We start from the raw sequence: 25,659 nt of genomic DNA, 5'->3' as shown, positions 1-25,659 counted from the left end.
ATCAAGTGAAATATGTACGTGATGCAGTGAGGATTCCATAACCCAATTGGTAACATGTGTTTTGGGCAACTGTGGTTTTGCAAGACATATCGAATTTGTTAATAATGAAAAGAATTGAGCAGAGGTGAACCATGAACCCAGAACGATACCTGCCCCGGTCTCTGCCCCAGCAACTGAAAGGGCTTACAGAACTTGCGCTAGACCTGCGCTGGAACTGGAACCATAGCGCCGATACCCTCTGGCAGAAAGTTGATGCCGAACTTTGGGAGGCGACAGAAGATCCGTGGCTGATCCTGGAAAGTATTTCCAGAAAGCGGTTGGAAACCCTTGCCAGCGATACCGATTTTGTCGATGAACTGCAGCGTCAGTTCGACTATCGCAAGGAGTATTTGAGTCAATCAACTTGGTTTGAAGAGCGACATGGCGACAACAAGTTGGGAGCCGTGGCCTATTTCAGCATGGAATTTGGCTTGAGTGAGGCGCTGCCTATCTATTCGGGCGGTTTAGGTATACTTGCTGGCGATTTCCTGAAGACAGCAAGTGATCTGGGTATTCCTTTGGTCGGCATCGGATTGCTCTATCAGCAGGGGTATTTTCGTCAGGCGTTCGACACCGATGGTAACCAGTTGGCTTTTTTTCCATACAACAATCCTACTATGCTGCCTGTACTTCCTTTACAGGGGCCTGATGGGGAATGGCTGCGAATAAGCGTGGAATTGCCGGGTCGCACCCTTTATTTGCGCGGCTGGCAGGCACAGGTCGGTCGGATTCCCCTGTATCTGCTGGATAGCAACGATCTCCTTAATGATCCGGGTGATCGGGGTATCACCGGCGAGTTGTACGGAGGTGGAAGAGAAATGCGCCTGCAACAGGAGATCGTGCTGGGCATTGGTGGCTGGCGCCTGCTCGAAGCGCTCAATATTTCTCCAACGGTATGTCATCTGAATGAAGGGCATGCCGCCTTCGTTGTGCTGGAGCGTGCCCGTCGCTTTATGGAACTCAACGACCGATCATTTTCCTTATCTCTTCAAAGTACCAGGGCCGGCAATGTCTTTACCACCCATACCCCTGTTGCCGCGGGTTTTGATCGTTTTGCGTACGAGCTCGTGGCACGGTATTTTTCTGGTTATGTCAAGCAGCTTGGGATTTCCATGGATGCATTGCTGGCTCTGGGCGACGGGCTCGATGGTGATGACCGTGACTCCTTTAACATGGCTTATCTTGCCCTGCGCGGTTGTGGGAGAGTAAATGGTGTCAGCCGTTTGCACGGCGAGGTCAGCCGCCGTATTTTTTGTCCTCTGTTTCCCAGATGGCCGCAGCATGAAATCCCTATCAGTCATGTCACCAACGGCGTCCATATGCCTTCGTGGGATTCTGCTGCGGCCGATGCCCTGTGGACCGAACATTGCGGCAAGGGGAGCTGGCTCAGCACCCTGGAAAGCATAGAACAGGCCTGGCACAATGTGGACGATGAAAAACTATGGGCCATGCGGAACCGGGCACGGCAGCCGCTTGTTGAAAAAGTACGGCAACGCCTGGCCCGCCAGCAGGCAGCTTGTGGTGTCAGTCAAGAGGGCGTCCTGCAATGTCTCCAGCTGTTTGATCCGAATGTTCTGACCATCGGTTTTGCTCGTCGCTTTGCCAGTTATAAACGGCCTACCTTGCTCCTTGCCGATCCAGATCGCCTGACACGCCTGCTCACCGATACCGAGCGTCCTGTACAGCTTCTGATTGCCGGTAAGGCTCATCCCCAGGATGAAAAAGGGATGCGTCTTGTGCGAGAGTGGAATGACTATATGCGACGACCGGAAATACATGGACACGGTGTGTTCCTTGTGGATTACGACATGGGGCTCGCTGCTGAACTGGTTCAGGGCGTGGACCTCTGGTTGAATACGCCGCGCCGCCCCTGGGAAGCCAGTGGTACCAGCGGCATGAAGGTGCTGGTCAACGGTGGTCTTAACCTGTCGGAACTGGACGGTTGGTGGGCTGAAGCCTATGAACCCGAAGTGGGCTGGTCCCTTGGCGACGGGCAGGAGCATGATCATGATGCTGCCTGGGATGCGGTGGAAGCAGAGGAACTGTATATGCTTCTGGAGCAGGAAGTGGTGCCGGCCTTTTACACCCGTGATGAACAGGGCATACCCACGTCATGGGTGGCCAGGATGCGTCAGAGCCTGGCACGGTTGACACCCAGGTTTTCCTGTAATCGAATGGCGCGGGAATATACCGACGATTATTACCTGTCGGCAGCAATGGCATACCGGCGCCGTGCGGCCGACAATGCGAGCTTATCTGCTGCCATAGAACAATGGCACATCTCACTCACCAATCATTGGCAACAATTACGTTTCGGGCAATACACAGTACAGGAATCTTCAACGAGGCACCTGTTTCAAGTGGAAGTCTATCTGGGCAAGATTTTGCCGACCGCGGTCCGGGTCGAATTATACGCTGACCCGCTGCCCCCGGATGCCGATCCTGTGTGTGTAACCATGGATCGTGGTGAGATGCTCGCTGGATCGACTGTTGGTTACCAGTACCATGCAACTATGCCCGCTGTGCGGCCGGCAGCAAATTACACTCCACGGGTGATTCCCTATCATGCGGATTTATCGGTGCCGCTGGAGGCCAATTTCATTCGCTGGCTGGAGTAAGCCAAAGGAAATTTTGCCTGGAGAGATTGAAAGTCCTTTACAACAAGGAAGAGAAAATAATGGGCGATCCTCTGACCAGCAAAGAATTGTAACCGTTACATGCCTAGCTGCAAGGGTTGGTAAGGACCTCGCAGTTACTCCAGTCGTAAAACAGTTGTTCTGATTTCCTGATGATCCCTCACCATTACCCTCAATATCCTGGGGGCCCGCCACATGTGGCGGATATATTTGCTCCTTAATCCTTCTTTTTTTATTCTGCTGTTGTTCCTAATTGTATGTGAATAGGTGGTTTTTTGCGTGGTTACGACTACCTGTGTTTGTTGGCATTCTTCTTGCTAGGTGTAAGATATGATTCTAGTCATCATCCATATGAAAGTGTCTGCCGAGAAACGCAAGGAACTGTCCCAGACGGTTACCTCGCTTCTCGGCTGTATCAGGGCTCAGATGGGCTGTGAGCGCTGTGAATTGTTTTATCGCACGGAAGATGAGAATAACCTCTGTCTGCTTGAAGAATGGGCAACACAAAAGAATTTAGACCTTCACTACGGGTCTGAGTCCTTCAAAATACTGCGAGGGGCCATGAACCTGCTGGAAGAACCCAGTGAGATAATCGTTTACCAGTGTTTTCAGCCTGCCGGAAAAATAGAGGGCAGGTGTTGAAGATACTAAGAAAAAACCAACGTGTATAACGGAGAACAAAATGAAAGTGAAAGAAATGTATCGCATGGTTTTGATGGCAGTAGTCACTGTCCTGCTCGTTGCCACTGTTCCTGTTTTAGCCACTGCGAGCGAAGCAGATGATTCCGTCGAATCTTCTGCCAAGAGTTCGTATGTGTTCAAAAACTTTCTTCAGAACGACGACGTTACAGTCAAGTCCATGGACGGCGCTGTCACCTTGACCGGTACTGTTACTGAAGACACACACAAATCTTTGGCCCAGGAGACCGTGGCAAACCTTCCTGGAGTAAAAAGCGTCGATAACCAGCTGGAAGTGAAAGGTGAAAGCGCGCTCGAGAATTCGGACTCCTGGATTACCACGAAGGTGAAAACAGCACTTTTCTTTCATAGGAACGTAAGCGCCATGACGGAAGTCGACACCAACGACGGAATCGTAACCCTGCAGGGCGAAGCAACAAGCCAGGCGCAGAAGGACCTGACGACCGAATTAGTCAAGGATGTCGTAGGGGTTGCAGATGTCCAAAATGATATGAAGGTACCAGAGGCGTCTATGACAACGGACGAATCAAAGATAAGTGAGAAGATAAGTGACGTGGGCGATTCAATTGATGACGCATCCGTCACCGCTCTGGTCAAGATGACATTACTCTATCATCGCTCGACCAGCGCTCTCGACACCAAGGTCATGACAACTAATGGTCAGGTAACGCTGGAGGGTAACGTGGGAAATGCGGCTGAAAAGGATTTGGCCACAAAATACGTCCAGGATGTTCATGGCGTGAACAGCGTGGTCAATAACATGATTGTCAAGAAACCCATAACCGTCAAGAAATCCAAGTCAAAAGAAAAGATTGAGGGATGCTGATTCTCAGACAGACATTAACAGGGCTGGCGGAGTTGCTCACACTGTCAAGGGAGTAGCCTTTGTCAAGAATGACATGCGCGTAAAGGGGATGGAGTATAACCCAGCATGCTGCCGTCGGGTCCCCGGTTGTCCTGTTCGGGTCCCAGACGGCCATATGGATGAAAGAGGCTAAAAAAAGCAATACGTTCCGGTATCTGAACGCCGGAGGAAGCGGTATACACAAAGGTGATATATGAAAACGACCATTGGTTTGTGGATTGATCATCGCAAGGCCGTGATTGTTGCAGTTTCGGGCAACGGAGAGGACACAAAAATTATCGAATCAAAAGTGGAAAAGCAGCCAGGAAGAATTGACGGAGTACGCTCGACAACCTCTTTTGAAGCACAGAAGGTTCCGGCGGATGATAGCCGGGAGAGGATTTTTACCGGAGAACTTCACACCTACTACGATGAAGTTGTTTCGGCTGTTCGTGATGCTGAATCGATTCTGCTGTTTGGTCCCGGTGAGGCAAAGGGCGAACTGAAAAAACGTCTTGAAAAAGAAAAGCTTGGAGGACGTATCGAGGCTGTGGAGACAGAAGACACCATGACGGATCGTCAGATTGCAGCAAAAGTCCGGGAGTATTATCAAAAGTAGAGGAGGTGGAAAATGAAGAACTTTCTTTTGTTGGCAGTATTCGTGGTGTTTGGATTGGTCTTTTTCTCGGGCTGCGCCACAATGCCGCAAACATGGCCTGAGAATGAAAGGAATACAGAGACTCAGATGGTTGTGATCCAGGAGAAGATAGGAGAAGGGTTGCAAACCCGCACGCTTTCTCTTGATGAGTCCCAGGTATTTTTGACGACACTGAAGGGGATCCGAACAGACTATGCGAACCTGAGGGACAGAAGGGTTTACCGGGACGAATGGGATAGGCTTTCTCTACGTCTTGATGGGCTTGAAGAGGATATCGACAGGGCACTCATCCGGCCAGCACGAATGGAAGGACCCGGAAATGGTGACAGAATCATCGCCATCCAGAGAAGAATTGATGATGAAAGAATCAGCAGTCGTTTGCTTGCACGTGAGAAACGGGAATTTCAATCCAGACTGGACTCCATCCGGCGAGAGTATTTTCGGATGACGGAAGACGGAAGATACCCGCCACGTGAGGAGAGTGCAGATGTTTCCCAACGGCTTGATTTACTGGAAAGAGATCTGGATCGGTTTCGGTAACATAATTTGGGAAATCGACAGTCTGGAAGATTGATGTTTTCACATCCAGGGGAATTGCCTCCGGGCCAGTCTGAGAGATGATACAGAGGCTGAGGCGCAGAGTATGTTGAAAACAATACAAAATAAAGAAATTTTAGGAGAAGGAGTATGCCGCTAATTAATTTAATAATTATTCTGGTTGTTGTTGGGGTAATCCTCTGGGTTATTAACAACTACATACCGATGCAGGCCAACATAAAGAAAATTCTCAATGTAGTGGTGATAATTGTTGTGGTTCTCTGGTTGTTGAGTGTCTTTGGGGTGATCGGAAATATCGCAAACATTCGTGTTGGGTAGTGACAACCGGCTGGAATTAGATTGTACATATACATGTAACGGGTGATGTGGGGATCAACGGTCCATTGGCGGACTCCTTGTGACGGCGAAGATGATTCGTGACAATGACGCTGCCGATAATGGGCGAGATACCCACGGGAGACCGTTTAACTGACAGATGAACAAAAGGAGGATCGTTATGCTGTGGACTATTGCCATAATACTGATAATTCTGTGGGCGCTGGGACTGATCAGCAGTTACACCATGGGAGGATTCATTCATATCCTTCTGGTGGTTGCCATAATTGTTGTTCTGCTCAACGTCATTGGGGGGCGGCGTCGGAGGTAGGTAGCTCTCGCCTGGATGGGAATTTTTTCAAACTTAACAGAATAAGAGAGAGGCACATAATGAACACACAGACGATTGCAGCATGGGATTTATTCAATCCTGCAGGACATGAAAAAGTCGCTTAAAAAAAGAAAGACAGCTACCGAAAATTCTGTCTAATTGATAGAAATAACGTAAGTTTATCGAAATGCAACTACAGGAGTTATACAATGCGGAACAGAGATGCTTATAAAAAGGAAAAGCACACAGCGCTGGAATTAGTTCAGATCAGATTTGCTGAATTCAAGGCCCAGGGGCACAATTTTGATACCGCCACTCAGGCAAGACTTAACCGACATGTTGAAAAAGTTGAACAGCATATCAACGCCACAAAAGCCAAGTTAAAAAAACTCGATGCTGCACATGATGACATGTGGGAGGAACTCGTCGATGGTGTGGAGAATACGTGGACAGTATTGCAATCAACCCTGGAAGATGCAGTTGCGAGCTTTAAAGATTAAAATTTTCCAGAAAAACAAAACGGGTCATTAGTGTTCAACGTCATTAGGGGGCGTCGCCTGCGACTCCAGCCTGGATGGGAATTTTTTCAAACTTAACAGATAACGGAGAGGCACGTAATGAAAACACAAACAATTGTAGCCATAATTCTCATTTCAATTGGAATCATGGCCTTTACCTATCAAGGCATCACCTATACCAGTAAGGAAAAGGTCATCGATATCGGGCCGATCGAGATGACGACCGAGAAGACGAAAACTTTTCCGCTGCCTCCGATCGTCGGAGCTATTGCACTTGTGGGAGGCATCGTCCTGTTGGTTGTGGGAAAGAAGAATGCCTGACAGAATGCAAATTAACAAACATAAGGAGGTTGTCATGATGGAGAAACGAAAAGCGTATGAAGAAAAGCTCGATGCGCAGTTGAAGGAATGGAACGCAGAGATTGATCTGCTCAAGGCCAAGGTGGAAAATGTCAATGCGGATCTAAAGGTGGAGTATGCAACGAAGATTGAGGCCCTGCAGCACAAGCGCGATATTGCCAGGGCAAAACTGCATGAGTTGAAGGCTGCCGGAGATGAGGCCTGGGAAGATCTCAAAACAGGCGCGGAAAAAGCCTGGTCTGAAGTCAAGACCGCCTTTCACGATGCAGCTGCAAAGTTTAAATGAACAAAAACGCTGAATCCCCTGGTATGGCAACTGGAGCCAATGATATTTCCATTGCCTGCCAGGAGAGTGGTACATTGGACTGCTATGATATGTATTACATAACCCCCTGGCAGGGAATGTATTCCCCGAGTGTATTGCTCCTCCGGAAAATGGATTTTCTCCGCCCCGGAGTCGTGAAGTTCCTCTTTTCCCACGCCTGGAGTAGTTAGCGAGTGAGTGGATCTAAGAGAAAACACGACAACGGACGCCGGTGACATCAAGGAAAAGTGATCCGCAAGAGGTGGGACTATGATGTGGAAAAACACATCAATGCTTTAATAATCCACGACCTGTTCTTTTCCGTCCACCTGCTATGACTGATGGGAGGGTTGAGAACAGTTATCTCCAATTTACTTCTAGTCGCGCGAATGGAGACTGAAGCAACTTGTCATTAACCTCCTGTCTGAACTGGATTGATTCACACTGGTACAAAATAAAATCTTCATGTGAGGAGATGCAGTGATCAATGAAAAGAGCAACGCGCAATCCCTGGAATTTGACAGGAGCATCATCAATACCCTTCGTGAACCTCTGATTGTTCTCGATCATGATCTCATGGTAGTCGCAGCCAACCATTCTTTTTACCGGGTCTTCATGGTGCTCCCTGAGGAGACCGTGGGACAGTTTATCTACGACCTGGGCAATAAGCAATGGGACATCCCCAGGCTGCGCAAACTCCTGGAAACCATTCTGCCCGAGAAAATCACCTTTGATGACTATGAAATTGAGCACGATTTCACCACCATCGGGCGGCGAACCATGTTGCTGAATGCCCGGCAGATTGAACGGCCGTGGGGCAAAGAGCAGATAATCCTCCTGGCCATCGAGGATATCACCGAGCGTAAGGCGATAGAAACGGGCCTGGAAACCACCCGAAAACAACTGGCTGTTATTAAACAATCTGCCGATGTAGCACATGAATTTGCGGAGAGCGTTATCAACACGGTCCGCGAACCTTTGATTTCCTTGGATCATGATCTCAGGGTGGTTACTGTCAGTCGCTCCTTCTATGAATTCTTTCAGGTAAAACCGGAGGAAACCGTGGGGCGGCTTATCTATAACCTGGGCAATAAACAGTGGGATATCCCCCTGTTGCGGGAACTACTGGAAAACATCATGCCTGAGAGAACCAGCTTTTATGGCTATGAGGTCGAACACGATTTTGCCACCATCGGGCGACGGACTATGATGCTGAATGCCCGCCAGATTGTACAATCCTTGGACAAAGAGCAGATAATCCTCCTGGCTATCGAGGACATCACCGAGCGCCGTCAACTGGAAAATCTGTTAGCGGAGTCTGAATCTCGTTACCGAAGACTTTTTGAGACCGCCAGCGATGGGATCATGCTTCTTGAAAAGAAAGAAGGACATGTGGCCCATGCGAATCCGGCCATCGAAAAACTGTTGGGGTATGCCGAAGCGGAATGCCGTGGTAAAAAACTACGGGATATCGGTGTTACAATCGATACCCGTGATTTTTCCGCAACAATGGCAGATTTGGATAGGGAGGGCATCCTAAATTATGAAGATGTTCCGTTGAAAACCAAGACAGGCCAAGAAATTTACACGGACATATACATGGTCGACCGGGCTGAATTGGCCCAATGTAATATTCGCGATGTGAGTGAACGGAAAAAACTTCAAAAACAACTCCTTCATTCCCAGAAGATGGAGGCCGTCGGCACTCTGGCTGGGGGGATTTCTCATGATTTTAACAATATCCTTAGCGTAATCATGGGGTATGGCGCCATGGTTATGGACACCTTGGCGGCAGACGACCCGGCACGAGAAGATATGTCCGAGGTGCTGGTCGCTGCCGATCGGGCTGCTGCTCTTACCAAAAGGCTCCTGATCTTCAGCAGAAAAAATGAAGCTGAAATGAATGCTGTTAATATCAACGAACTTATCCTGGGCCTGCAAAAAATGCTGGTTCGCATTATCCAAGAGAGTATTGAATTTCATCTGGATCTTGCGGATACGCCCTTGATTGTGTCGGCCGATACCGGGCAGATCGAGCAGGTGCTGACAAACCTTGCCTCCAATGCCAAGGACGTCATGCGCGAAGGTGGGCGGCTGATGATCACCACCGGCCTTGAGGAAATAGATGAGGCCTATGTTGCTGCGTACGGATATGGCCGGCCGGGGAGATATGCGTTGATCACGGTTGCCGATACCGGGCCGGGAATGGATGCGGAAACACAGCAGAAGATATTCGAGCCTTTTTTCACCACCAAAGAGATCGGAGAAGGGACCGGGCTTGGACTCGCCATTTCTTACGGGATCATCAAACAACATAACGGCTATATCAAGGTCTACAGTGAACCGGGCGAAGGCACTATTTTTAAAATATTTCTGCCTCTCTGTGATGAAGAGGCTCTGGATCAAAAAGCGGAGGCTCCCGCACCGGTTAAGGGCGGGCATGAGACGATCCTGGTAGCCGAGGACGACGTCGCTCTGAGGAAATTGTCAAAGATCGTGCTCGAGTCCTTCGGCTATACGGTTATCTTCGCAGAGGATGGTGAAGAGGCAATCGCAAAATTCCTTGAAAACCGGGAGCGGATCAACCTCGTTCTACTTGACATGATCATGCCGAAGAAAAACGGCAGAGAAGTCGGTGAGGCGATCCTCAAGATCTGCCCAAAGATGAAAATACTCTTCACCAGTGGCTATTCCACTGAGATTATTACTAACAGGGAATTGCTGGAGGGTGGTTTTGACTTCATCCAGAAACCGTATCAGTCAAAAATCCTTTTGGTGAAAGTGAGGGAGATCCTGGATAAATGAATGAGAAGATATTGCTGGTCGACGATGAAGAGAGCAATCTCAGACTGCTTACCAAGTGGCTGGTGCCCTTAGGTTATGATGTTGAATTTGCCGCCGATGGAGAGGAGGCGGTGCGGAAGGTGCGGGAAAACTCACCGGACCTGATCGTCCTCGATATCGTGATGCCGATCATGGATGGCCACGAGGCCTGCAGGATTATCACCGAGGGGGACGGCCGAACCATGCCGGAACATTTTGATCCCGCGATTCTGAAGGGATTCAAGGCAGTCGCCCCAGTATTTAAAGATATTTTTGAGCAGCATCGATGAGACTATCCTTTAAACCAGAATAAATCGATCGGCAATAGAGGTGCACCATCCTGAAACTCCTTATTTTGATGAGGAGTATCTCGTTGTCGGTGGAGTAACAGGCCTTGTGCAGGGAGGGAGATCAGCAAGGACCAGTTTGACTGAGAAGAACGAATTTGATAAAATGATCCTGACAGACGAACGATTAACCGGAGTTCTAATTTAAAGGATTGCAACCGTTGGCAGGCAAATGGAAAAAACATTGGAAAAGACACCTCGCCCATTGAAGAACTCTGGTGTGGTCGTTTCCGTCCGGGGCAGTGTGGTTGTCATGCGGTTTGACAATCATCTGCCACCTATATATTCGTTGCTGCACGCAGGGCCAAAGAAACAAATAGCTATCGAAGTGCTGTCTCAGCTTGATGGGCACCGCGTTCGAGGTATAGCTTTGACGCCCACCCAGGGTCTTGCTCGCGGCATGGCCGTGGAAGATACGGGTGGACCCTTGCAGGCTCCGGTGGGAAAGGAAATTCTCTCGCGCATGTTCGACGTTTTCGGCAATGTCATTGATCGCGGGGAGGCGGTTTCAGATGTTGAGTTCCGGGGGGTCCATCGGTTGCCACCACCCTTGTCGCGCCGCTCCACCAAGTCGGAAATATTTGAAACGGGTATCAAGGTCATCGATGTGTTGGCGCCGCTTGAACGAGGCGGCAAAGCTGGTCTTTTCGGTGGCGCTGGAGTCGGTAAAACAGTGCTGCTCACCGAAATGATTCACAACATGGTCGCCCATCACCAGGGCGTCAGTATTTTCTGCGGCATCGGTGAACGGTGTCGTGAGGGTGAAGAGCTGTACCGCGAAATGAAGGAAGCTGGTGTCCTTTCGAATATGGTCATGGTGTTCAGCCAGATGAATGAGCCGCCGGGCAGTCGTTTTCGAGTCGGCCATGCGGCGCTGACCATGGCTGAATATTTTCGCGACGATGAGCACCGCGATGTGTTGCTGCTTATCGACAACATTTTTCGTTTTATCCAGGCCGGTTCAGAAGTTTCCGGTCTCATGGGACAGATGCCGTCGCGTCTTGGCTACCAACCGACGATGGGCACTGAGCTATCAAGCCTTGAGGAGCGCATCGCTAATACCGATACCGGTGCCATTACCTCCATTCAGGCTGTCTATGTACCGGCGGATGATTTCACCGATCCCGCGGCGGTTCACACATTCTCGCACCTTTCAGCGTCCATAGTACTCTCCCGCAAGCTCGCGGGAGAAGGGCTCTACCCCGCCATAGATCCTCTCCAGTCGAGTTCGAAAATGGCCATGCCAAGCATTGTCGGAGAACATCATTATCGTGTGGCCCGCGATATCAGGAAGACATTTGCCCAATATACGGAACTAAAGGATATTATTGCGATGCTTGGCCTGGAACAATTATCACCGGAAGACCGTAACGTGGTTCTGCGCGCCCGCCGGCTGGAACGTTTCCTTACTCAGCCGTTTTTCACAACGGAGCAATTTACCGGTCTGAAAGGGAAACTTGTTCCACTCAAAGACGCGCTTGATGGCTGCGAACGAATCTTGCGCGATGAGTTTAAGGATATCCCGGAGAGCGCATTGTACATGATCGGTTCGATCAAAGAGGCAAAAGTCGATCAAGCTCCGGTTCAGCCCGAGACCAAGCACGGAGGCGAGCATGAAAAGACCACTCATGAAGCTTAAGGTACTGCTGCCGTTTCGGGTTTTTACGGAGGAGGGGGACGTCAAGCATATCGTTGTTGAGACACCGCAGGGCTCTTTTGGTTTTTTACCGCGCCGGCTTGATTGTGTGGCGCCCTTGGTGCCAGGGATACTGAGCTACGAAACCGAATCGGAAGGTGAAGTATTTATCGCCATTGATGAAGGGGTGCTGGTCAAGTCGGGCCGGGAGGTACTTGTCTCTGTGCGTGGTGCAATCGGCGGAACCAAGCTCGGAGAATTGCGCGTGGCCGTGGAGCGGGAGTTTCTGTCCCTCGACGAACGGGAACAGAGCGTCCGCTCGGTGCTGGCGAAACTGGAGAGCGGTTTTATCCGTCGGTTTATAGAGTTTCAACATGGGTGAGGAGCAGGAAACAAAAAGCACCCAAGGCCGGACAACGTTCAGCCGGGAGGTCGGCATAAAGGAAAAGCGCAAGCTTAAGGCGCGGCGTAACGTCACCCATACCGTCTGGTTCGGCCTGGGCATGATGGGGCTTATCGGCTGGTCGGTGGCGATTCCGACATTGCTCGGCGCAGCACTTGGTCTCTGGCTGGACAAGCACTATCCGGGCGGCCGCTCCTGGACCCTGGCCCTGTTGGTCGCCGGACTTGCCATGGGCTGCTATAATGCCTGGCACTGGGTCTCCAGAGAAGACAAGGCAATGCAGGAAGAACAGGAGGATACTAATGATAATGAATGAAATGCTGACACTGCTGCTGGCGTTGGTGGCGGGTGTTTTACTCGGTGTGATGTTTTTCGGTGGTCTTTGGTGGACGGTTCGCAAGGGTCTTGCCTCCAAGCGGCCGGCGGCCTGGTTCCTCGGCAGTATGCTGCTGCGGATAGGCCTTACCGTGGCTGGATTTTATTTTGTTGGGGGCGGTCATTGGCAGAGGCTACTGCTGTGTCTCCTCGGATTTGCCATGGCACGCTTTCTAGTGACACGGTTCACCCGGGTGGATGAGAAGCCGACCGCATTGGAAGGGGAGGCTGGCCATGCGGCTTAGTCCCGACCAAATTATCTACTGGCAACTGGGGTTTTTCAAACTCAATGCAACGATTGTCTTTACCTGGGCGCTGATGCTCTTGCTGGCTGGCGGTTCAATACTCATCACCCGTAAACTTTCCATGGATCTGCAACGTTCCCGCTGGCAGAACCTTCTGGAAATCATCGTCACCACAATCGAGGAACAGATTAAAGAGGTCGGCCTGCTGCAACCGCGCAAATATCTCGGCTTTCTGGGGACGCTTTTCCTGTTTGTCGCCGCAGCCAGTCTTTGCACCGTCATTCCCGGTTACGAGTCGCCGACCGGTTCGCTTTCGACCACGGTGGCCCTCGCCCTGTGCGTGTTTGTGGCCGTGCCTCTTTTCGGCGTAGAAGAGCAGGGGCTGGGCGGTTACATCTCTTCCTACCTGAAACCGACGTTCATTATGCTGCCGTTTAACATTATCAGTGAGATCTCACGCACGCTGGCCCTTGCGGTCCGCCTGTTCGGCAATATGATGAGTGGGGCAATGATTATCGGTATTCTGCTCAGCATCACTCCTTTTATCTTTCCCATCATTATGCAGGTACTCGGTCTGCTCACCGGCATGGTACAGGCATACATTTTCAGTATTCTGGCAACGGTTTATATCGCGGGCGCCGTAAGTGCCCAGACCCCAAGGCCTGAAACTGACACAACACACTGAAGTATTTTCAAAGGAGATCCTATGGATAGTATGACGATTATAGCGATTGTATCAATCTTCACCGCCGGTATCACCACCGGGTTTGGATGTTTAGGACCTGCTCTGGGTGAAGGCCGTGCGGTGTCAACGGCGCTCAGTTCACTGGCCCAGCAACCCGACGCCGCTCCCACTATCACCCGGACGCTCTTCGTTGGTTTGGCGATGGTTGAGTCCACGGCCATTTACTGCTTCGTGGTTTCGATGATTCTTATCTTCGCCAACCCTTTCTGGAACCACTTTATCGCCCAGGCCGCGGGGAAATAAATCCATGTTGATCGATTGGTTTACTATTCTGGCACAGGTGCTCAATTTTCTCATCCTGGTGTGGTTGATGAAGCGTTTCCTCTACAAACCTATCCTCAATGCCATCGATGCACGGGAAGAACGAATCGCCGCGGAACTCGCGGACGCCGATGCAAAAAAAGTCGAAGCTCTGCGGGAACGTGATGAGTTCAAGCACAAAAACGAGGAATTCGACCAGCAGCGCAACGAACTTCTGAGCAAGGCGACAGACGAGGCGCAGGCTGAGCGTCAACGGCTTCTCAATGAAGCGCGGCATGCCGCCGTTGCTTTGAGTACAAAAAGGCAGGAAGCGTTAAGAGACGAAGAACACGACCTCCATCAGGCAATCAGTCGTCGGACACAGCAGGAAGTTTTTGCCATCGCTCGAAAGGCGTTGACCGATCTTGCCGGAACGAATCTGGAAGAGCAGATGGTGGATGTTTTTGTTCGTCGGTTACGGGACTTAGACGGGGAACACAAGGCTGGCTTTGCCGAGACCTTCAAGACGGCGTCTGACCCAGTAGTGGTGCGCAGTGCCTTTGACCTGACTGCGGAGCATCGCGCGGCAATACAAAATGGACTCAACGAAACCTTTTCGGCTGAAGTCAATGTCCGATTCGAGACCGCGCCGAACGTGATTAGCGGTATTGAATTGACCACGGACGGACAAAAGGTGGCGTGGAGCATCGCCGATTATCTGGCGTCGCTGGAACAGGGTGTTGCCGAACTTTTGCAAGAGAAGAACAAACCTGCACCCCAGACCGACTCTGAACCTGTAGAACGTATGCCTGAAACAAGGAACCAATGAATATCGAACCGGAGAGCCTCGGAAACGTTTTCGACAGCGCCTTTACCGAAATTCGCCAGGTACGGGAAGCATTCACGCCGCAACTGACACCCCGGGAGGTGGGCACGATCACCGGTGTCGCCACCGGCATTGCAAGAGTTAATGGTCTTCCCGGCGTCGGTTTTGAGGAACTTGTGAAGTTCCCTGGCGACTTGTTTGGTATTGCGTTTAATATCGACGAGGACGACATCGGTGTCGTCCTTCTGGGCGAATACAGGCTCCTGCACACGGGAGATGAAGTCGAGCGCACAGGAAGGGTCATGGATGTGGCTGTGGGTGATGCACTGCTGGGCCGCGTTATCGACCCGCTTGGTCGTCCGTTGGATGGCAAGGGGCCGGTGTCCTGCACTCGGCGTCTGCCCATCGAAAGGGATGCGACACCCATAATGGACCGGGCTCCTGTCACCATGCCGCTGCAAACCGGCATCAAGGTCATCGATGCCCTTATTCCCATCGGTCGTGGCCAACGCGAGTTGATTCTCGGCGACCGGCAAACAGGCAAGACAGCTATTGCCATCGACACCATCCTGAACCAGCGTGATCAGGACATGGTCTGCATCTATTGCGCCATCGGCCAGCGGGCCTCGGCCGTGGCCAAGGTCGTCGCCGATCTCAGCGAAAAAGGCGCCATGGAATACACCATCGTCGTGGTAACAGAGGGCAACGATCCGCCAGGCCTCACCTATATCGCGCCCTATGTCGCCACCAGCATCGCCGAGTATTTTATGGAGCAGGGCCGCGACGTGCTTATCGTATATGACGATCTCACCCACCACGCCAGGTCCTACCGTGAACTCTCTCTTCTGCTGCGTCGACCACCCGGCCGAGAGGCCTTTCCCGGCGACATCTTCTATATCCATTCGCGGCTCCTGGAGCGTGCAACTCACTTGCGCAGTGAACTCGGTGGCGGCTCGCTCACCGCGTTGCCCATCATCGAGACCGAGGCGCAGAATATCTCCGCGTATATTCCAACCAATCTTATTTCCATTACCGACGGTCAGATCTATCTCTCGCCGACGCTTTTTGAACTGGGAATTCTGCCCGCAGTTGATGTTGGCAAATCGGTGTCGCGGGTCGGGGGCAAGGCACAACTCGCGGCTTATCGCGCGGTGGCCGGGTCCTTGAAGCTTGCCTATGCGCAGTTCGAGGAGTTGGAAACCTTTGCCAGGTTCGGCGCCCGGCTTGACGAGCATACCCGGAAAATTATCGCCCATGGCCAACGAATCCGTGCCTGTCTCAAGCAGCCGGAGTTCGCTCCGGTATCCGTGCCTGAGCAGATAGCCGTGCTGCTGGCCCTGCTCGATGGACTCCTGGACACCATACCGCTCGATATGATGCCAAAAGTGGAAGGTGCCCTGCGTGAGGCCGCGGCTGAGATTCCGGTGGAAGTCAGCCGCCGATTTTTCTCGGCTGACACCTTGACGGACGAGGATCGCGAGGCGGTTCTCCGCGTCGCCGGCAATGCGCTTACAGTTTTTCAGACGGAACTATGAGCGAGACACTGGGAAATTTGCGCCGTAAGATGAGCGGTGCCGGCAAACTTGGATCCGTAGTCCGGACCATGAAAGCGTTAGCTGCCTCAAACAGGGGGCAGTACGAAAACGCTGTGAGTGCCCTGATAGATTATGATCGTACTGTGGAACTGGGGTTGGTTGCCTACTTCCAGCAAGGAGCCGGGCTGGACTACGGTGTGGATCAGGCCGAACAAATAGACAAAGGTGTGATTGGAGCAATCATTTTTGGCTCGGACCAGGGACTTGTCGGCAAATTCAATGAGGCGCTGGTGGAGTTTACCATGGATGCGCTGAGTGCTTTGCCAGGGGAGAAAAGGATCTGGGCGGTTGGCGAGCGTGTTGACGTGCGTCTGAAGGATGCCGGAATGCCACCGGTGGGAACATTCGTGGTACCGAATTCGGTCACAGCCATCACGCCGCTTGTCGGTCAGATTCTTACCGAGTTTGAAAAGCATCGGCGGAAAGGCGAGATCGGGCAGGTCTACCTCTTTCACAACCGTCCCCAGTCCGGGGCGTTGTATGAGTCCGTTAATCAACGGTTGCTGCCGCTTGACAAGCAATGGCGCCACCACCTGACCGAAGTCAGCTGGCCGTCTGATAATCTTCCCGATATCCTGGCAGGTGGCGAGACAACACTCTCGGCGCTTATCCGTGAATATCTTTTCGTATCGCTCTTCAAGGCTTGCGCTGAATCACTGGCTGCTGAAAATGCCAGCCGTCTGGCCGCGATGCAACGTGCCGAAAAAAATATTGATGAACTGCTGGAGGATTTGAGCCGGACCTTCCATCGTCTGCGGCAGAGTACCATAGATGAAGAGTTGTTCGATGTCGTCGCCGGTTATGAATTACTGAGCAAAGAAAAAAAATGATGCACATTGGAGATCTGGTCTCTTAGAGCGTAAGCGACCTGATGGAAACCACTGTAGATCGTGTCGTTCTGCACTACGGGTTTTAAAAGGGGAGAAGATTCGTTGGTGGTACAACAGGCAACAGAACTCAGATACGCGGTTCGGTTTCGTGTGGTCTGCAAGTATTTCGGCCAGATGTCCCTAGTGCTCGCTACGCTGTCGCTGGCGCCGTTTGTGGTGTCGGTAATCTGTGGCGACATCGACATCAGCCTGCGGTATGGCGTGGTTATTTGCGGACTCGCGGTCCTCGGGGCCAGCCTGTCCCGGCTGCGGACTCCTGCCAGGGTACAGGCCAATGAAGGCATGATGTTGGTCGCATTGATATTTTTCTTTACGCCGTTGGTGATGTCCTACCCGATGATGGGCTCGGGACTTGGCTTTTTCGATGCCTTCTTTGAAGCCGTCTCCGGGGTGACGACCACTGGACTGAGCACGAAGGCGACGCTTGTTGGCGCGCCGCCGACATTTCTTTTTGCTCGCGCCTGGATGCAGTGGTATGGAGGGCTGGGTATCGTTGTTCTTTCCCTGGCGCTCGTCATCCAGCCGGGTCTGGATGCAAAGGGTCTTGCCGTCACCGAGGCGGAAAGTGATGATCTTGTCGGTGGTACACGGGCCCACGCACGGCGCGTCCTGAAAGTCTATATCATTTTGACCGTCCTCGGTATCATCGGTTCGCTTGCCGTGGGCATGAGGTGTTTCGACGGGGTTCTGTATACCTTTGCGGCGGTTTCGACCGGAGGCTTTGCCCCGAATGACACCAGCCTCGCGATCTTAGGCTGGCCCGCTCAGGTGTGGATTAGTCTGCTCTGCCTTGCCGGGGCTATCCCGCTTGCGTTCTGGTATGGGATGTTTAAAGAAAAATGGCGCGTTGGCGTTGAATTTCTTCAGATGCGGGCCATCATCATCGTTATTCTGATCGTTTCGCTGACAATTGGTGCTGCAATGCGACTCAGTACCGACATGGCATGGACCCAGATACTCCATCACGCACCACTGCTCGCTTTTTCTGCGCAGACAACCGCTGGTTTTTCTTCAATTTCCTGTGATCAGCTCGATGCAGGCTCAAAACTGGTTCTGATCAGCTCGATGCTGGTGGGTGGCGGTTTTGGATCGACCTCCGGTGGCTTCAAGCTGCTGCGGCTGTTGATTGCGGTGAGTGTGTTGCGGCTGATCCTGGTACGAACCTGTCTGCCGAGACACGCCGTCATCGAGCATCGGTTGGTAGGCCGCCGGTTGCGGGATCAAGATATTCACGCGGCCCTTCTACTTATTGTGCTGTTCGTTGCAGTTGTTCTATTTTCCTGGCTGCCGTTTGTGGTAATGGGGTTCAGCCCGCTCGACTCTCTGTTTGAAGTGGTTTCGGCGACGGGAACGGTTGGGTTGTCCGTGGGACTGACAAATGCCAACTTGCCAGCCCTGCTCAAAGGCGTTTTGTGTGTTGACATGCTGATGGGAAGACTTGAAATCATCGCCTGGCTGATGATGATCTATCCCGGGACGTGGTTTGGCAGAAGAATGGAGGAAACATGAGAATTGTATTTATTGGAACCGGTAAAGTAAGTATCGAAACTGCCAAGGAACTGATCAGAAAGGGTCATGAAGTCGTTATCATCGAGATTGATAAGGATATGATCGATGAATTGTCTGAAGAGCTGGACTGCAGCTTTCTTCATGGTGATGGCAGTCTGCCGAATATCCTGCATGAAGTCAATCCCGGGGAAACAGATTTTCTGTTTTGTCTGACCAACAGTGATCAGGTCAACCTTATCGCCAGTCTCGTTGGCCGTTCCCTTGGTTTTGTAAGGATAGTGACAAGCATCGGCGATCCCCAGTTCGAAACTATCTGCCATGAATTGGGTCTGAAGGACACGATCAATCCCTCCCGAACCATCAGTCGTTTTCTGGTGGACATGGCAGGTGGTGGTGAAATCATTGAACTTTCAACGGTCATAAAGGATGAAGCACGTTTTTTCACCTTGATTGCCACAGAGAAAGATGCGGTCGCAGCCAAAGATCTGAAATTACCAGCCGAAGCGAAGGTTATCTGCTATTACCGTGACGGTAAGTTTTCCCATGCCGATGAAAAAACAGAATTTTGCTTCGGCGACGAGATCGTGATTTTAACCCATAGTAAAAATATGCCCGTGCTGGAAGAGCGTTGGCAGCCGAAGCCGGTGCCAGAAGAGCTGCAATCGAAGGAGTAAGAATGAACAGCTGGACATGGGTTTTAGTTGATGTGGGAACAGGAAATTGATTTAAAAAAAGAATACAATTAGATACAAAAGGAACTGTATGTCTGACCATGTTAGTCCTCACTTCTGCCATCTAATTTTAGAAAATATTCCTGTTGCTGTAGTGACCATGGATGCAGATTTTAATATCACCTCTTTTAATAATCCAGCAGAGGACTTAACGGGGTATTCCGCCTTAGAGGTCATGGGAAAATCATGTTCTGAAATATTACATAGTAAAAGCCGTAACACAGAAAGCCCTTTACAAACTTTAAAGGAAGCCGGTGTACCGACCTCCGGCGTTGAGACCGAACTTATAAACCGTTATGATGAACATATTCCGGTAAGACTAAGTGCTGCTTCAATTAAAAATGATGATGGCGAAGTCATCGGCTTTTTGGAGATAATTGAAGATTTTTCCAGGGAAAAGTCCTTAGAGCGCGAAAAAAACAACTTTCAAAATATGCTGGCCCATGACATGAAGTCTCCATTGGTTGCCATTTTAGGTCTGACAAAAAGAATCCAGGAACACCATGAAGATATGTCAGCAGACAAGCTTGATACCTATTGTAAAACTATTAAATACTCTGGAGAACAGTTGGAGTCTCTGGTGTTGGAATTTTTGGAATTCTCAAGACAAGTCACAGATAAGGTAAGACTTAATTTGGAAGAAATCGATTTACCAGAACTTCTTAATCAACTCATTCTGAGATGTCAGCCCCAGGCGTCAGAAAAAGGAAGTACTATACGTTTGGAGTATGACTCTGTATCGCCTATTCTAGCAGACAGCAGACAACTGCAGCGAGTGTTCGAAAATCTGTTTTCTAACGCTATAAAATTTATTCATCAAAATGGAGAGATTGTCACCAGCGTCAATGAGCATGACAGAGATGTGGTCATTCAAATAAAAGATAATGGGCTTGGAATTTCAGATGATGACTTACCATATATTTTTGATGCTTTTCATCAAAGTAAATCAAGCAGTAAGGGGCATGGACTAGGTCTTGCGGCTGTAAAAGCTATTGTTCAAGGGCATGGAGGACGTGTCTCTGTGAAAAGCAGTTTGAATACTGGTTCTGTCTTTACCGTGCGAATCCCTAAAAGAAAGTAAACTGACAAATGACACTCTTCGCGGCAGGTTATCGGGGCCGTAATGGGTATTATATCGATAGCAGATAGAGCCTCAGTAGTTGGAAATTTATAAAGGTCAAATCATGGAAAAAATGTTTAATATTATCTTTTCTGGAGTTCATTTGTTTGCGGCATTAATTCTTATAATCCTATCCCTGGTCACTATGGGATGGTCTGTGTATGAGGTCATTTCCAGCGTTGGGGAATCAACAGAGTTTATTCCATTAATGCTTCAGTCTGTCGGTGCAATAATAATATCTGCAGCCATTATTGATGTTGCACAATACATGATGGAAGAAGAAGTATTTGTAAATAAACAGCTTCGTGATCCTGAAGAAGCAAGAAGAACAATTACAAAAATAATTGTAATCATAACTATTGCAGTTAGCATTGAAGGGTTGGTTTATATCTTTAAAGCAGGAACGAAAGATCTTACTCTTTTACTGTATCCAGGTTTACTCATTTTAGTATCAGCTGTTCTAATTGTGGCACTCGGTGTGTATCAAAAGCTAAGTGCAACTATAGAAAAAGTAGAGAAAGAAAACGAATAATAATGGAAATCAACATTGACTCATTTAGTGTTCGTGACGTTAATGAGAAGTGGTCCAAATGCCTGGGATTACTTTTCATCGTGACTTTGAAAGCTAATAGCTTTTGCTGCGAAGTCCCGCCAGACCAAGTAGTAATCGGGCAACACCATAGGCGCTCCAGTTGATGATGCGCCGCCACAGTGGCTGGCCGTACCATGAGTCCTGATCCACTTTCAAGGCACCATCCTCAATGTGCTGACGAAGGCTGGCGTGCAATTCCTCGGCAAACTGCGAATCGTCGACGATGACATTGGCTTCACGGGCCAACAGCAGGCTGAACGGATCGATATTGGAGGAGCCGACCGTGGACCATTGTCCATCGATCACTCCTACCTTGGCATGCATAAGGCTTTTCCGGTAATTGTATATTTCGACCCCGGCATCAAGAAAGGCTCCGTAAAGGGCACGGGAAGCGTAATGTAACAGAGCATATTCCATGCGTCCTTGCAAAAGTAGAATAACCCGTACGCCACGTCCGGCTGCCAGTCGAAGCGTGCGTCGAAAACGCTTGCCGGGAAAAAAATAAGCGTTGACGATAATGATCTCTTTCTGTGCCCGGTTAATGGCGTCAAGATAGGCATCTTCGATATCGAAACGGTGGCGCAAATTGTCACGTACCACCAGAGCGGCACGCTGCTTGCCAGAGGCAACGGCTTGGGGTATAGGGAGTGGTCGAATTCGCCATTCCAACTTGAAATTGAGCAGGGCTATCCTGTTCCACAACCTTTCGTTCTCTCTTACTAGCGTCCCCAGCAGGGGGCCTTCAATGCGCACTGCATAATCGTAGCGGGTCGGCAGATCCCCTGGGGAGTTCATGTCGTCAATGATGTTGATGCCTCCGATAAAGGCCAGATGACAGTCAATCATTACCAGCTTACGGTGCAGTCGCCGCAGACGGTTTCGACTCATAGTGAAGGGAGATATCTTTGGGTGGTAAATCAGCACCTGCACCTTGTCGCTTAAGAGCTGCCGACGTATAATGTCGAATATTTTGTTTGAGCCGAAGCCGTCCACCAGGACACGCACTGTCACCCCACGCTTTGCGGCCCGTGTCAGAGCTGCAGCTATGCGTCTGCCTGTTTCGTCGTCGGCAAAGATGTAGGTCTCGAGGGGAACAATATTCCGCGCGGTATCAATGGCCTGCTCAAGGGCCATGAAGTAGGCTGCGCCGTTTGTCAGCAACTGGAGAGTGTTGCCGTTGATAAATCGGGTTTTCATCGTAGTTCAAGTTCCGCACTCAAAACGGCGTGGTTGGAGATGCTATCCAGGCATAGTATCGTGCGCTGGTTGAAGTGAGAAAATCCTTTGTGACTATTGTAAGGAGCAATACGCAGCTTTATGATGGGATGATCTCCTAAATGGACTGGCCCAAATGAAAATACGAAGCTTTCGTGGCTTGCGCGTTTGGAACCTTAACACTCTTGCAGGATAAGTTATTAGTTATCTAAATGAAAGGAAAAGTCCTATCTGATCCTCAATTTCAGTTCACAATGCTGATGCTGGCCAGGTTATAGCGAGCCGGTTTATGGTAGTGATTGAAAGCCGGTGGTGATCAAATGGATACTTTTTCTGTGCCATGTTGCTTTCCCTGCGGAATGTGCATTCTTCTCAATTCTTTACGTCCAGGCTTGACTCTCTCTACGGTAAGTGACAAACTCTCTTTGTTGCTTTTTTCATAAAACACAGGAGATGCTATGGGATCGTTAGAACGCAGTGCTACTCGGGTGCAGGGTTTTCAAGACAAAGAAATGGATTTTCAACTGATTCGTCAGCTTGGTTCCTGCCAGACAGGGGGGGCATCCATCGGCCAATGCCTCCACCTTGCCGCAAAGATAGAAGATGGCAATCCCGGTGCGTGGGTAAAAGAATTTTCCAATCTCGCAAGGCAGCAGGAAGAAGAGGCAAGGCAGAGACTGGAGAAGGGACACCGCATCAGCAGCGGCGAGCTCTTCCTTATGGCCTGCAACTCCTTTCGGGCCGCAGAATATTACTCTTCTTGTGTCGTCCCCGACCATGCCCGGCTTGGGATGAGTTCCAGAGACTGTTTCCTGAAGGCTGCAGAATGTTTTGACTACAACCTCACCCATGTCCGGATTCCCTTTGGAGAAGAGGCCTTGCCTGTCTATCTCTTTACACCTGAGAAGGACACCAGAAAAGAAAAGACCTTACTCATTGTCAGTGGTTTTGACGGAACCCTGGAAGAAGAGTTCATGGCCCGTGGTATGGCCGCTCTGAAGCGGGGCTATAATGTCCTCCTCTTTGCCGGGCCAGGGCAGATGGACAGTTGTCGTTTTATCCCTCAAAGCAGTTTTATCCCTGATTTTGAAAGGGTGGTGTCAACTGTTCTTGATTGGCTTACTGCCAGGAAAGAAAGTGATCCTCAACGGACAGCGTTGCTTGGCATCAGCTTTGGCGGTTATTTTGCCACCCAGGCAGCAGCACATGAACCGAGAATCAAGGCCCTGATAGCCAACTCGCCCATTGTCGATCTGCATGCTTACATGAATGCCTTTGCCGGATTTGACCCTGCCGTGATGCCGGATGAGGATGATTTCACTGTTGCAGAGATTCCTGTAATCCCAGCCGAGATTATGAATGAACAGATGAAATTGATGAGCACCAACCTCATCACCCGCTTTGGCCGCGGCAGTATGAAAAAGAGTTTTGTTTATATGCAGGAATTCAGGGTAGGAGAACATCTGAAAGAGATCAGATGTCCCTCCCTGGCTCTGCTGGGAGAGGGGGAAGGGGAAGAACCTCAGAGGCAGTTCGAGGCCTTTTGCCGGGGCGTTAGCGGAAAGTTGGACAGTTGTCGCTTTACAGCCGCCCAGGGCGCAGATTCCCACTGTCAGGTGGGAAATCTCTCTTACTCCTCAGGTGTTATTCTCGACTGGCTGGACGAATGTTTTTCCTGAAAACCAGCTTTGCTGTAAGACGCCTCAGAACGATGTGATAACAGGAAAAAGGGCGGATAGATGGAATAGCTGAAGAAAAAAGAGACAGGGCACAATATACAAACCGTGACTGTCTCTTATTGGCAGGACGCGAAATATGGATACAGGAGATAGGGATGGAAAAAGGAGCAATTAATAAAAAAATCTATTTTGCTGGTTTAACAGGTGAGATCCTGGAATGGTTTGATTTTACTGTATACGGTTTTTTCTCATTGATTATTGCTCAGAAATTTTTTCCTTCAGAAAATCATTTCGTCTCTCTTATGGCAGCGTTTGCAGCGTTTGCCATTGGCTTTGTTATGCGGCCTCTGGGAGCCATTGTTTTTGGCCATATAGGCGATACCTTTGGCAGAAAAAAAGTTCTCACAGCATCAATTTTTCTCATGGCTTTTCCGTCATGTATTATTGCCATTACTCCAACTTTTTCGGTTATAGGGATCTTTGCCCCCATTCTGCTCATTCTTATGAGAATGTTACAGGGCCTTTCTGTTGGCGGAGAACATACTGGCTCAGTTGTGTATTTAACTGAACTGTCAAATTCGAATAACCGTTCCTTTGCCGCGGTCATCCCTTTTGTTGGTACAGTACTGGGGGTTTTGCTCGGTAGTTTGGTGGGAGTGGCGATATTCACCTGCTTCAGCCATGAGAGTGTCGTTGCATGGGCCTGGAGGATTCCCTTCTGCATGGGAACAGGAATTGCCTTTGTAGGCATTCTCATCCGGAAGTATCTACCTGAGTCTTATCATCCAGAGGATGAGTCCAGATCAGTGGCACCCATGGTTGATATTTATCGAAATCACCTTGGTGCCTTTTTGAAAGTCTTCTTTCTGAATATGACGTTTGCAGTCGGCTTTTATACCGTTTTTATCTATAACCCTTTATGGATGCAGAAGTTTTCCAACACTACCAATAGCTATGCTCTGGAGATCAATTCCCTGGCTCTGGTTGTTGCGATACTTGCCATGTTGATTTCCAGTTCCCTTTCGAACCGCTTTGGTCGAAAACCAATGCTCATAATTTCCACGGGAGGCCTGACTCTTTTTTCCTTTCCCCTCTATACTTTGATGTCAGGTTCTCTTACCTACCATCTGCTCCTTGGCCAAACACTATTTGCTCTTCTTATCGGGACTTTCATGGGTGTTGTGGGAGTGGTTATGGTGGAGCTTTTTGATAAAGAAGTACGTATGAGTGCTGTCAGCATCGCATTTAATCTCTGTTTTGCCATTTTTGGTGGAACAGCTCCCATGATTGCCACCTGGCTGATTCATACCAGTCACAATAATATCTCCGTTGCGTGGTATCTGGCGCTTGCCTCAGGAGTGAGCCTGGTCACGGTTTTCACTTTGCCCGAAACGTTCAAGAAAGAAAAGCTGGACTGAACAGGGAA

General features: G+C 50.0%; 29 protein-coding genes. 28 read left to right on the top strand and 1 reads right to left on the bottom strand.

The genetic code is table 11. The features are described 5' to 3' along the window. Positions 1 to 131: 131 nt before the first annotated feature. The 26 genes from glgP (at position 132) to UWK_RS04850 (ending at position 21,279) form a co-directional block, all read left to right on the top strand. On the top strand, positions 132 to 2,657 hold the full coding sequence (gene glgP, locus UWK_RS04970) for an alpha-glucan family phosphorylase (protein ID WP_015403261.1): 2,526 nt from the start codon (positions 132 to 134) through the stop codon (positions 2,655 to 2,657). 348 nt (positions 2,658 to 3,005) lie between these two features. Beyond that, positions 3,006 to 3,317 (top strand): putative quinol monooxygenase, encoded by a 312-nt coding sequence (locus UWK_RS04965; RefSeq protein ID WP_015403260.1) that lies wholly within the window; start codon positions 3,006 to 3,008, stop codon positions 3,315 to 3,317. Positions 3,318 to 3,357: 40 nt separating this feature from the next. Further along, positions 3,358 to 4,200, top strand: coding sequence for a BON domain-containing protein (locus UWK_RS04960; RefSeq protein ID WP_015403259.1), 843 nt, complete (start codon positions 3,358 to 3,360; stop codon positions 4,198 to 4,200). Between the two features lie 232 nt (positions 4,201 to 4,432). Beyond that, entirely contained in the window at positions 4,433 to 4,837 is a 405-nt protein-coding gene (locus tag UWK_RS04955) for a hypothetical protein (RefSeq protein ID WP_015403258.1), read from the top strand. 12 nt (positions 4,838 to 4,849) lie between these two features. After that, positions 4,850 to 5,416, top strand: coding sequence for a hypothetical protein (locus tag UWK_RS04950; protein WP_015403257.1), 567 nt, complete (start codon positions 4,850 to 4,852; stop codon positions 5,414 to 5,416). A 147-nt stretch (positions 5,417 to 5,563) separates the two neighbouring features. After that, positions 5,564 to 5,752: a Thivi_2564 family membrane protein gene (locus UWK_RS04945; RefSeq protein ID WP_015403256.1), complete on the top strand. Its 189-nt coding sequence runs from the start codon at positions 5,564 to 5,566 to the stop codon at positions 5,750 to 5,752. 178 nt (positions 5,753 to 5,930) lie between these two features. Next, complete coding sequence (locus UWK_RS19280) at positions 5,931 to 6,080, top strand: lmo0937 family membrane protein (protein ID WP_015403255.1); 150 nt, start codon at positions 5,931 to 5,933, stop codon at positions 6,078 to 6,080. A 209-nt stretch (positions 6,081 to 6,289) separates the two neighbouring features. Then, a complete protein-coding gene (locus UWK_RS04940) occupies positions 6,290 to 6,580 on the top strand; it encodes a sll1863 family stress response protein (RefSeq protein ID WP_015403254.1) in 291 nt (96 codons plus the stop codon). A 117-nt stretch (positions 6,581 to 6,697) separates the two neighbouring features. Continuing rightward, positions 6,698 to 6,919 (top strand): hypothetical protein, encoded by a 222-nt coding sequence (locus UWK_RS04935; RefSeq protein WP_015403253.1) that lies wholly within the window; start codon positions 6,698 to 6,700, stop codon positions 6,917 to 6,919. 34 nt (positions 6,920 to 6,953) lie between these two features. Next, positions 6,954 to 7,244 carry a sll1863 family stress response protein gene (locus tag UWK_RS04930; RefSeq protein WP_015403252.1) on the top strand — a complete coding sequence of 97 codons (291 nt, stop codon included), beginning with the start codon at positions 6,954 to 6,956 and terminating at the stop codon, positions 7,242 to 7,244. After that, positions 7,241 to 7,453 (top strand): hypothetical protein, encoded by a 213-nt coding sequence (locus tag UWK_RS04925; RefSeq protein ID WP_015403251.1) that lies wholly within the window; start codon positions 7,241 to 7,243, stop codon positions 7,451 to 7,453. The genes UWK_RS04930 and UWK_RS04925 overlap by 4 nt, the downstream gene beginning before the upstream one ends. Before the next feature lie 289 nt (positions 7,454 to 7,742). Next, a complete protein-coding gene (locus tag UWK_RS04920) occupies positions 7,743 to 10,067 on the top strand; it encodes a hybrid sensor histidine kinase/response regulator (RefSeq protein ID WP_015403250.1) in 2,325 nt (774 codons plus the stop codon). Continuing rightward, complete coding sequence (locus UWK_RS04915; protein WP_015403249.1) at positions 10,064 to 10,375, top strand: response regulator; 312 nt, start codon at positions 10,064 to 10,066, stop codon at positions 10,373 to 10,375. Before UWK_RS04920 ends, UWK_RS04915 begins: the two co-directional genes overlap by 4 nt. 229 nt (positions 10,376 to 10,604) lie before the next feature. Next, positions 10,605 to 12,071, top strand: coding sequence for a F0F1 ATP synthase subunit beta (atpD, locus tag UWK_RS04910; RefSeq protein WP_015403248.1), 1,467 nt, complete (start codon positions 10,605 to 10,607; stop codon positions 12,069 to 12,071). Continuing rightward, complete coding sequence (locus UWK_RS04905) at positions 12,046 to 12,450, top strand: F0F1 ATP synthase subunit epsilon (RefSeq protein ID WP_015403247.1); 405 nt, start codon at positions 12,046 to 12,048, stop codon at positions 12,448 to 12,450. Before atpD ends, UWK_RS04905 begins: the two co-directional genes overlap by 26 nt. After that, a complete protein-coding gene (locus UWK_RS04900) occupies positions 12,443 to 12,787 on the top strand; it encodes an AtpZ/AtpI family protein (protein ID WP_015403246.1) in 345 nt (114 codons plus the stop codon). Before UWK_RS04905 ends, UWK_RS04900 begins: the two co-directional genes overlap by 8 nt. Further along, entirely contained in the window at positions 12,780 to 13,091 is a 312-nt protein-coding gene (locus UWK_RS04895; RefSeq protein WP_041916674.1) for an N-ATPase subunit AtpR, read from the top strand. The genes UWK_RS04900 and UWK_RS04895 overlap by 8 nt, the downstream gene beginning before the upstream one ends. After that, positions 13,081 to 13,776 carry a F0F1 ATP synthase subunit A gene (locus tag UWK_RS04890; RefSeq protein WP_015403244.1) on the top strand — a complete coding sequence of 232 codons (696 nt, stop codon included), beginning with the start codon at positions 13,081 to 13,083 and terminating at the stop codon, positions 13,774 to 13,776. Before UWK_RS04895 ends, UWK_RS04890 begins: the two co-directional genes overlap by 11 nt. Before the next feature lie 21 nt (positions 13,777 to 13,797). Next, positions 13,798 to 14,079 carry a F0F1 ATP synthase subunit C gene (locus UWK_RS04885; RefSeq protein ID WP_015403243.1) on the top strand — a complete coding sequence of 94 codons (282 nt, stop codon included), beginning with the start codon at positions 13,798 to 13,800 and terminating at the stop codon, positions 14,077 to 14,079. A 4-nt stretch (positions 14,080 to 14,083) separates the two neighbouring features. Continuing rightward, entirely contained in the window at positions 14,084 to 14,905 is an 822-nt protein-coding gene (locus UWK_RS04880) for a F0F1 ATP synthase subunit delta (protein WP_015403242.1), read from the top strand. Then, positions 14,902 to 16,437 carry an alternate F1F0 ATPase, F1 subunit alpha gene (locus UWK_RS04875; RefSeq protein ID WP_015403241.1) on the top strand — a complete coding sequence of 512 codons (1,536 nt, stop codon included), beginning with the start codon at positions 14,902 to 14,904 and terminating at the stop codon, positions 16,435 to 16,437. Before UWK_RS04880 ends, UWK_RS04875 begins: the two co-directional genes overlap by 4 nt. Further along, positions 16,434 to 17,327 (top strand): F0F1 ATP synthase subunit gamma, encoded by an 894-nt coding sequence (locus UWK_RS04870; protein ID WP_015403240.1) that lies wholly within the window; start codon positions 16,434 to 16,436, stop codon positions 17,325 to 17,327. Before UWK_RS04875 ends, UWK_RS04870 begins: the two co-directional genes overlap by 4 nt. A gap of 105 nt (positions 17,328 to 17,432) precedes the next feature. Then, the gene (locus UWK_RS04865) at positions 17,433 to 18,896 is read left to right on the top strand and encodes a TrkH family potassium uptake protein (protein ID WP_015403239.1); all 1,464 of its coding nucleotides are present in this window, start codon (positions 17,433 to 17,435) and stop codon (positions 18,894 to 18,896) included. Continuing rightward, a complete protein-coding gene (locus UWK_RS04860; RefSeq protein WP_015403238.1) occupies positions 18,893 to 19,570 on the top strand; it encodes a potassium channel family protein in 678 nt (225 codons plus the stop codon). The genes UWK_RS04865 and UWK_RS04860 overlap by 4 nt, the downstream gene beginning before the upstream one ends. Positions 19,571 to 19,658: 88 nt before the next feature. Beyond that, the gene (locus UWK_RS04855) at positions 19,659 to 20,708 is read left to right on the top strand and encodes a two-component system sensor histidine kinase NtrB (RefSeq protein WP_015403237.1); all 1,050 of its coding nucleotides are present in this window, start codon (positions 19,659 to 19,661) and stop codon (positions 20,706 to 20,708) included. Positions 20,709 to 20,811: 103 nt separating this feature from the next. Beyond that, positions 20,812 to 21,279: a hypothetical protein gene (locus tag UWK_RS04850; protein ID WP_015403236.1), complete on the top strand. Its 468-nt coding sequence runs from the start codon at positions 20,812 to 20,814 to the stop codon at positions 21,277 to 21,279. Between the two features lie 93 nt (positions 21,280 to 21,372). Here the strand turns inward: UWK_RS04850 and clsB are convergent, their stop codons facing one another. Next, a complete protein-coding gene (gene clsB, locus UWK_RS04845) occupies positions 21,373 to 22,536 on the bottom strand; it encodes a cardiolipin synthase ClsB (RefSeq protein WP_015403235.1) in 1,164 nt (387 codons plus the stop codon). Between the two features lie 476 nt (positions 22,537 to 23,012). Here clsB and UWK_RS04840 point away from each other — a divergent pair, with 476 nt between their 5' ends. Both UWK_RS04840 and UWK_RS04835 read left to right on the top strand, forming a co-directional pair. Next, positions 23,013 to 24,233 (top strand): alpha/beta hydrolase family protein, encoded by a 1,221-nt coding sequence (locus tag UWK_RS04840; RefSeq protein WP_015403234.1) that lies wholly within the window; start codon positions 23,013 to 23,015, stop codon positions 24,231 to 24,233. Positions 24,234 to 24,388: 155 nt separating this feature from the next. Continuing rightward, entirely contained in the window at positions 24,389 to 25,651 is a 1,263-nt protein-coding gene (locus UWK_RS04835) for an MFS transporter (protein WP_015403233.1), read from the top strand. Positions 25,652 to 25,659: the final 8 nt, after the last annotated feature.

Source organism: Desulfocapsa sulfexigens DSM 10523 (genome assembly GCF_000341395.1).
Classification (GTDB): Bacteria; Desulfobacterota; Desulfobulbia; order Desulfobulbales; family Desulfocapsaceae; genus Desulfocapsa; species Desulfocapsa sulfexigens.
This window is presented reverse-complemented; position numbering and strand designations above follow the sequence as displayed.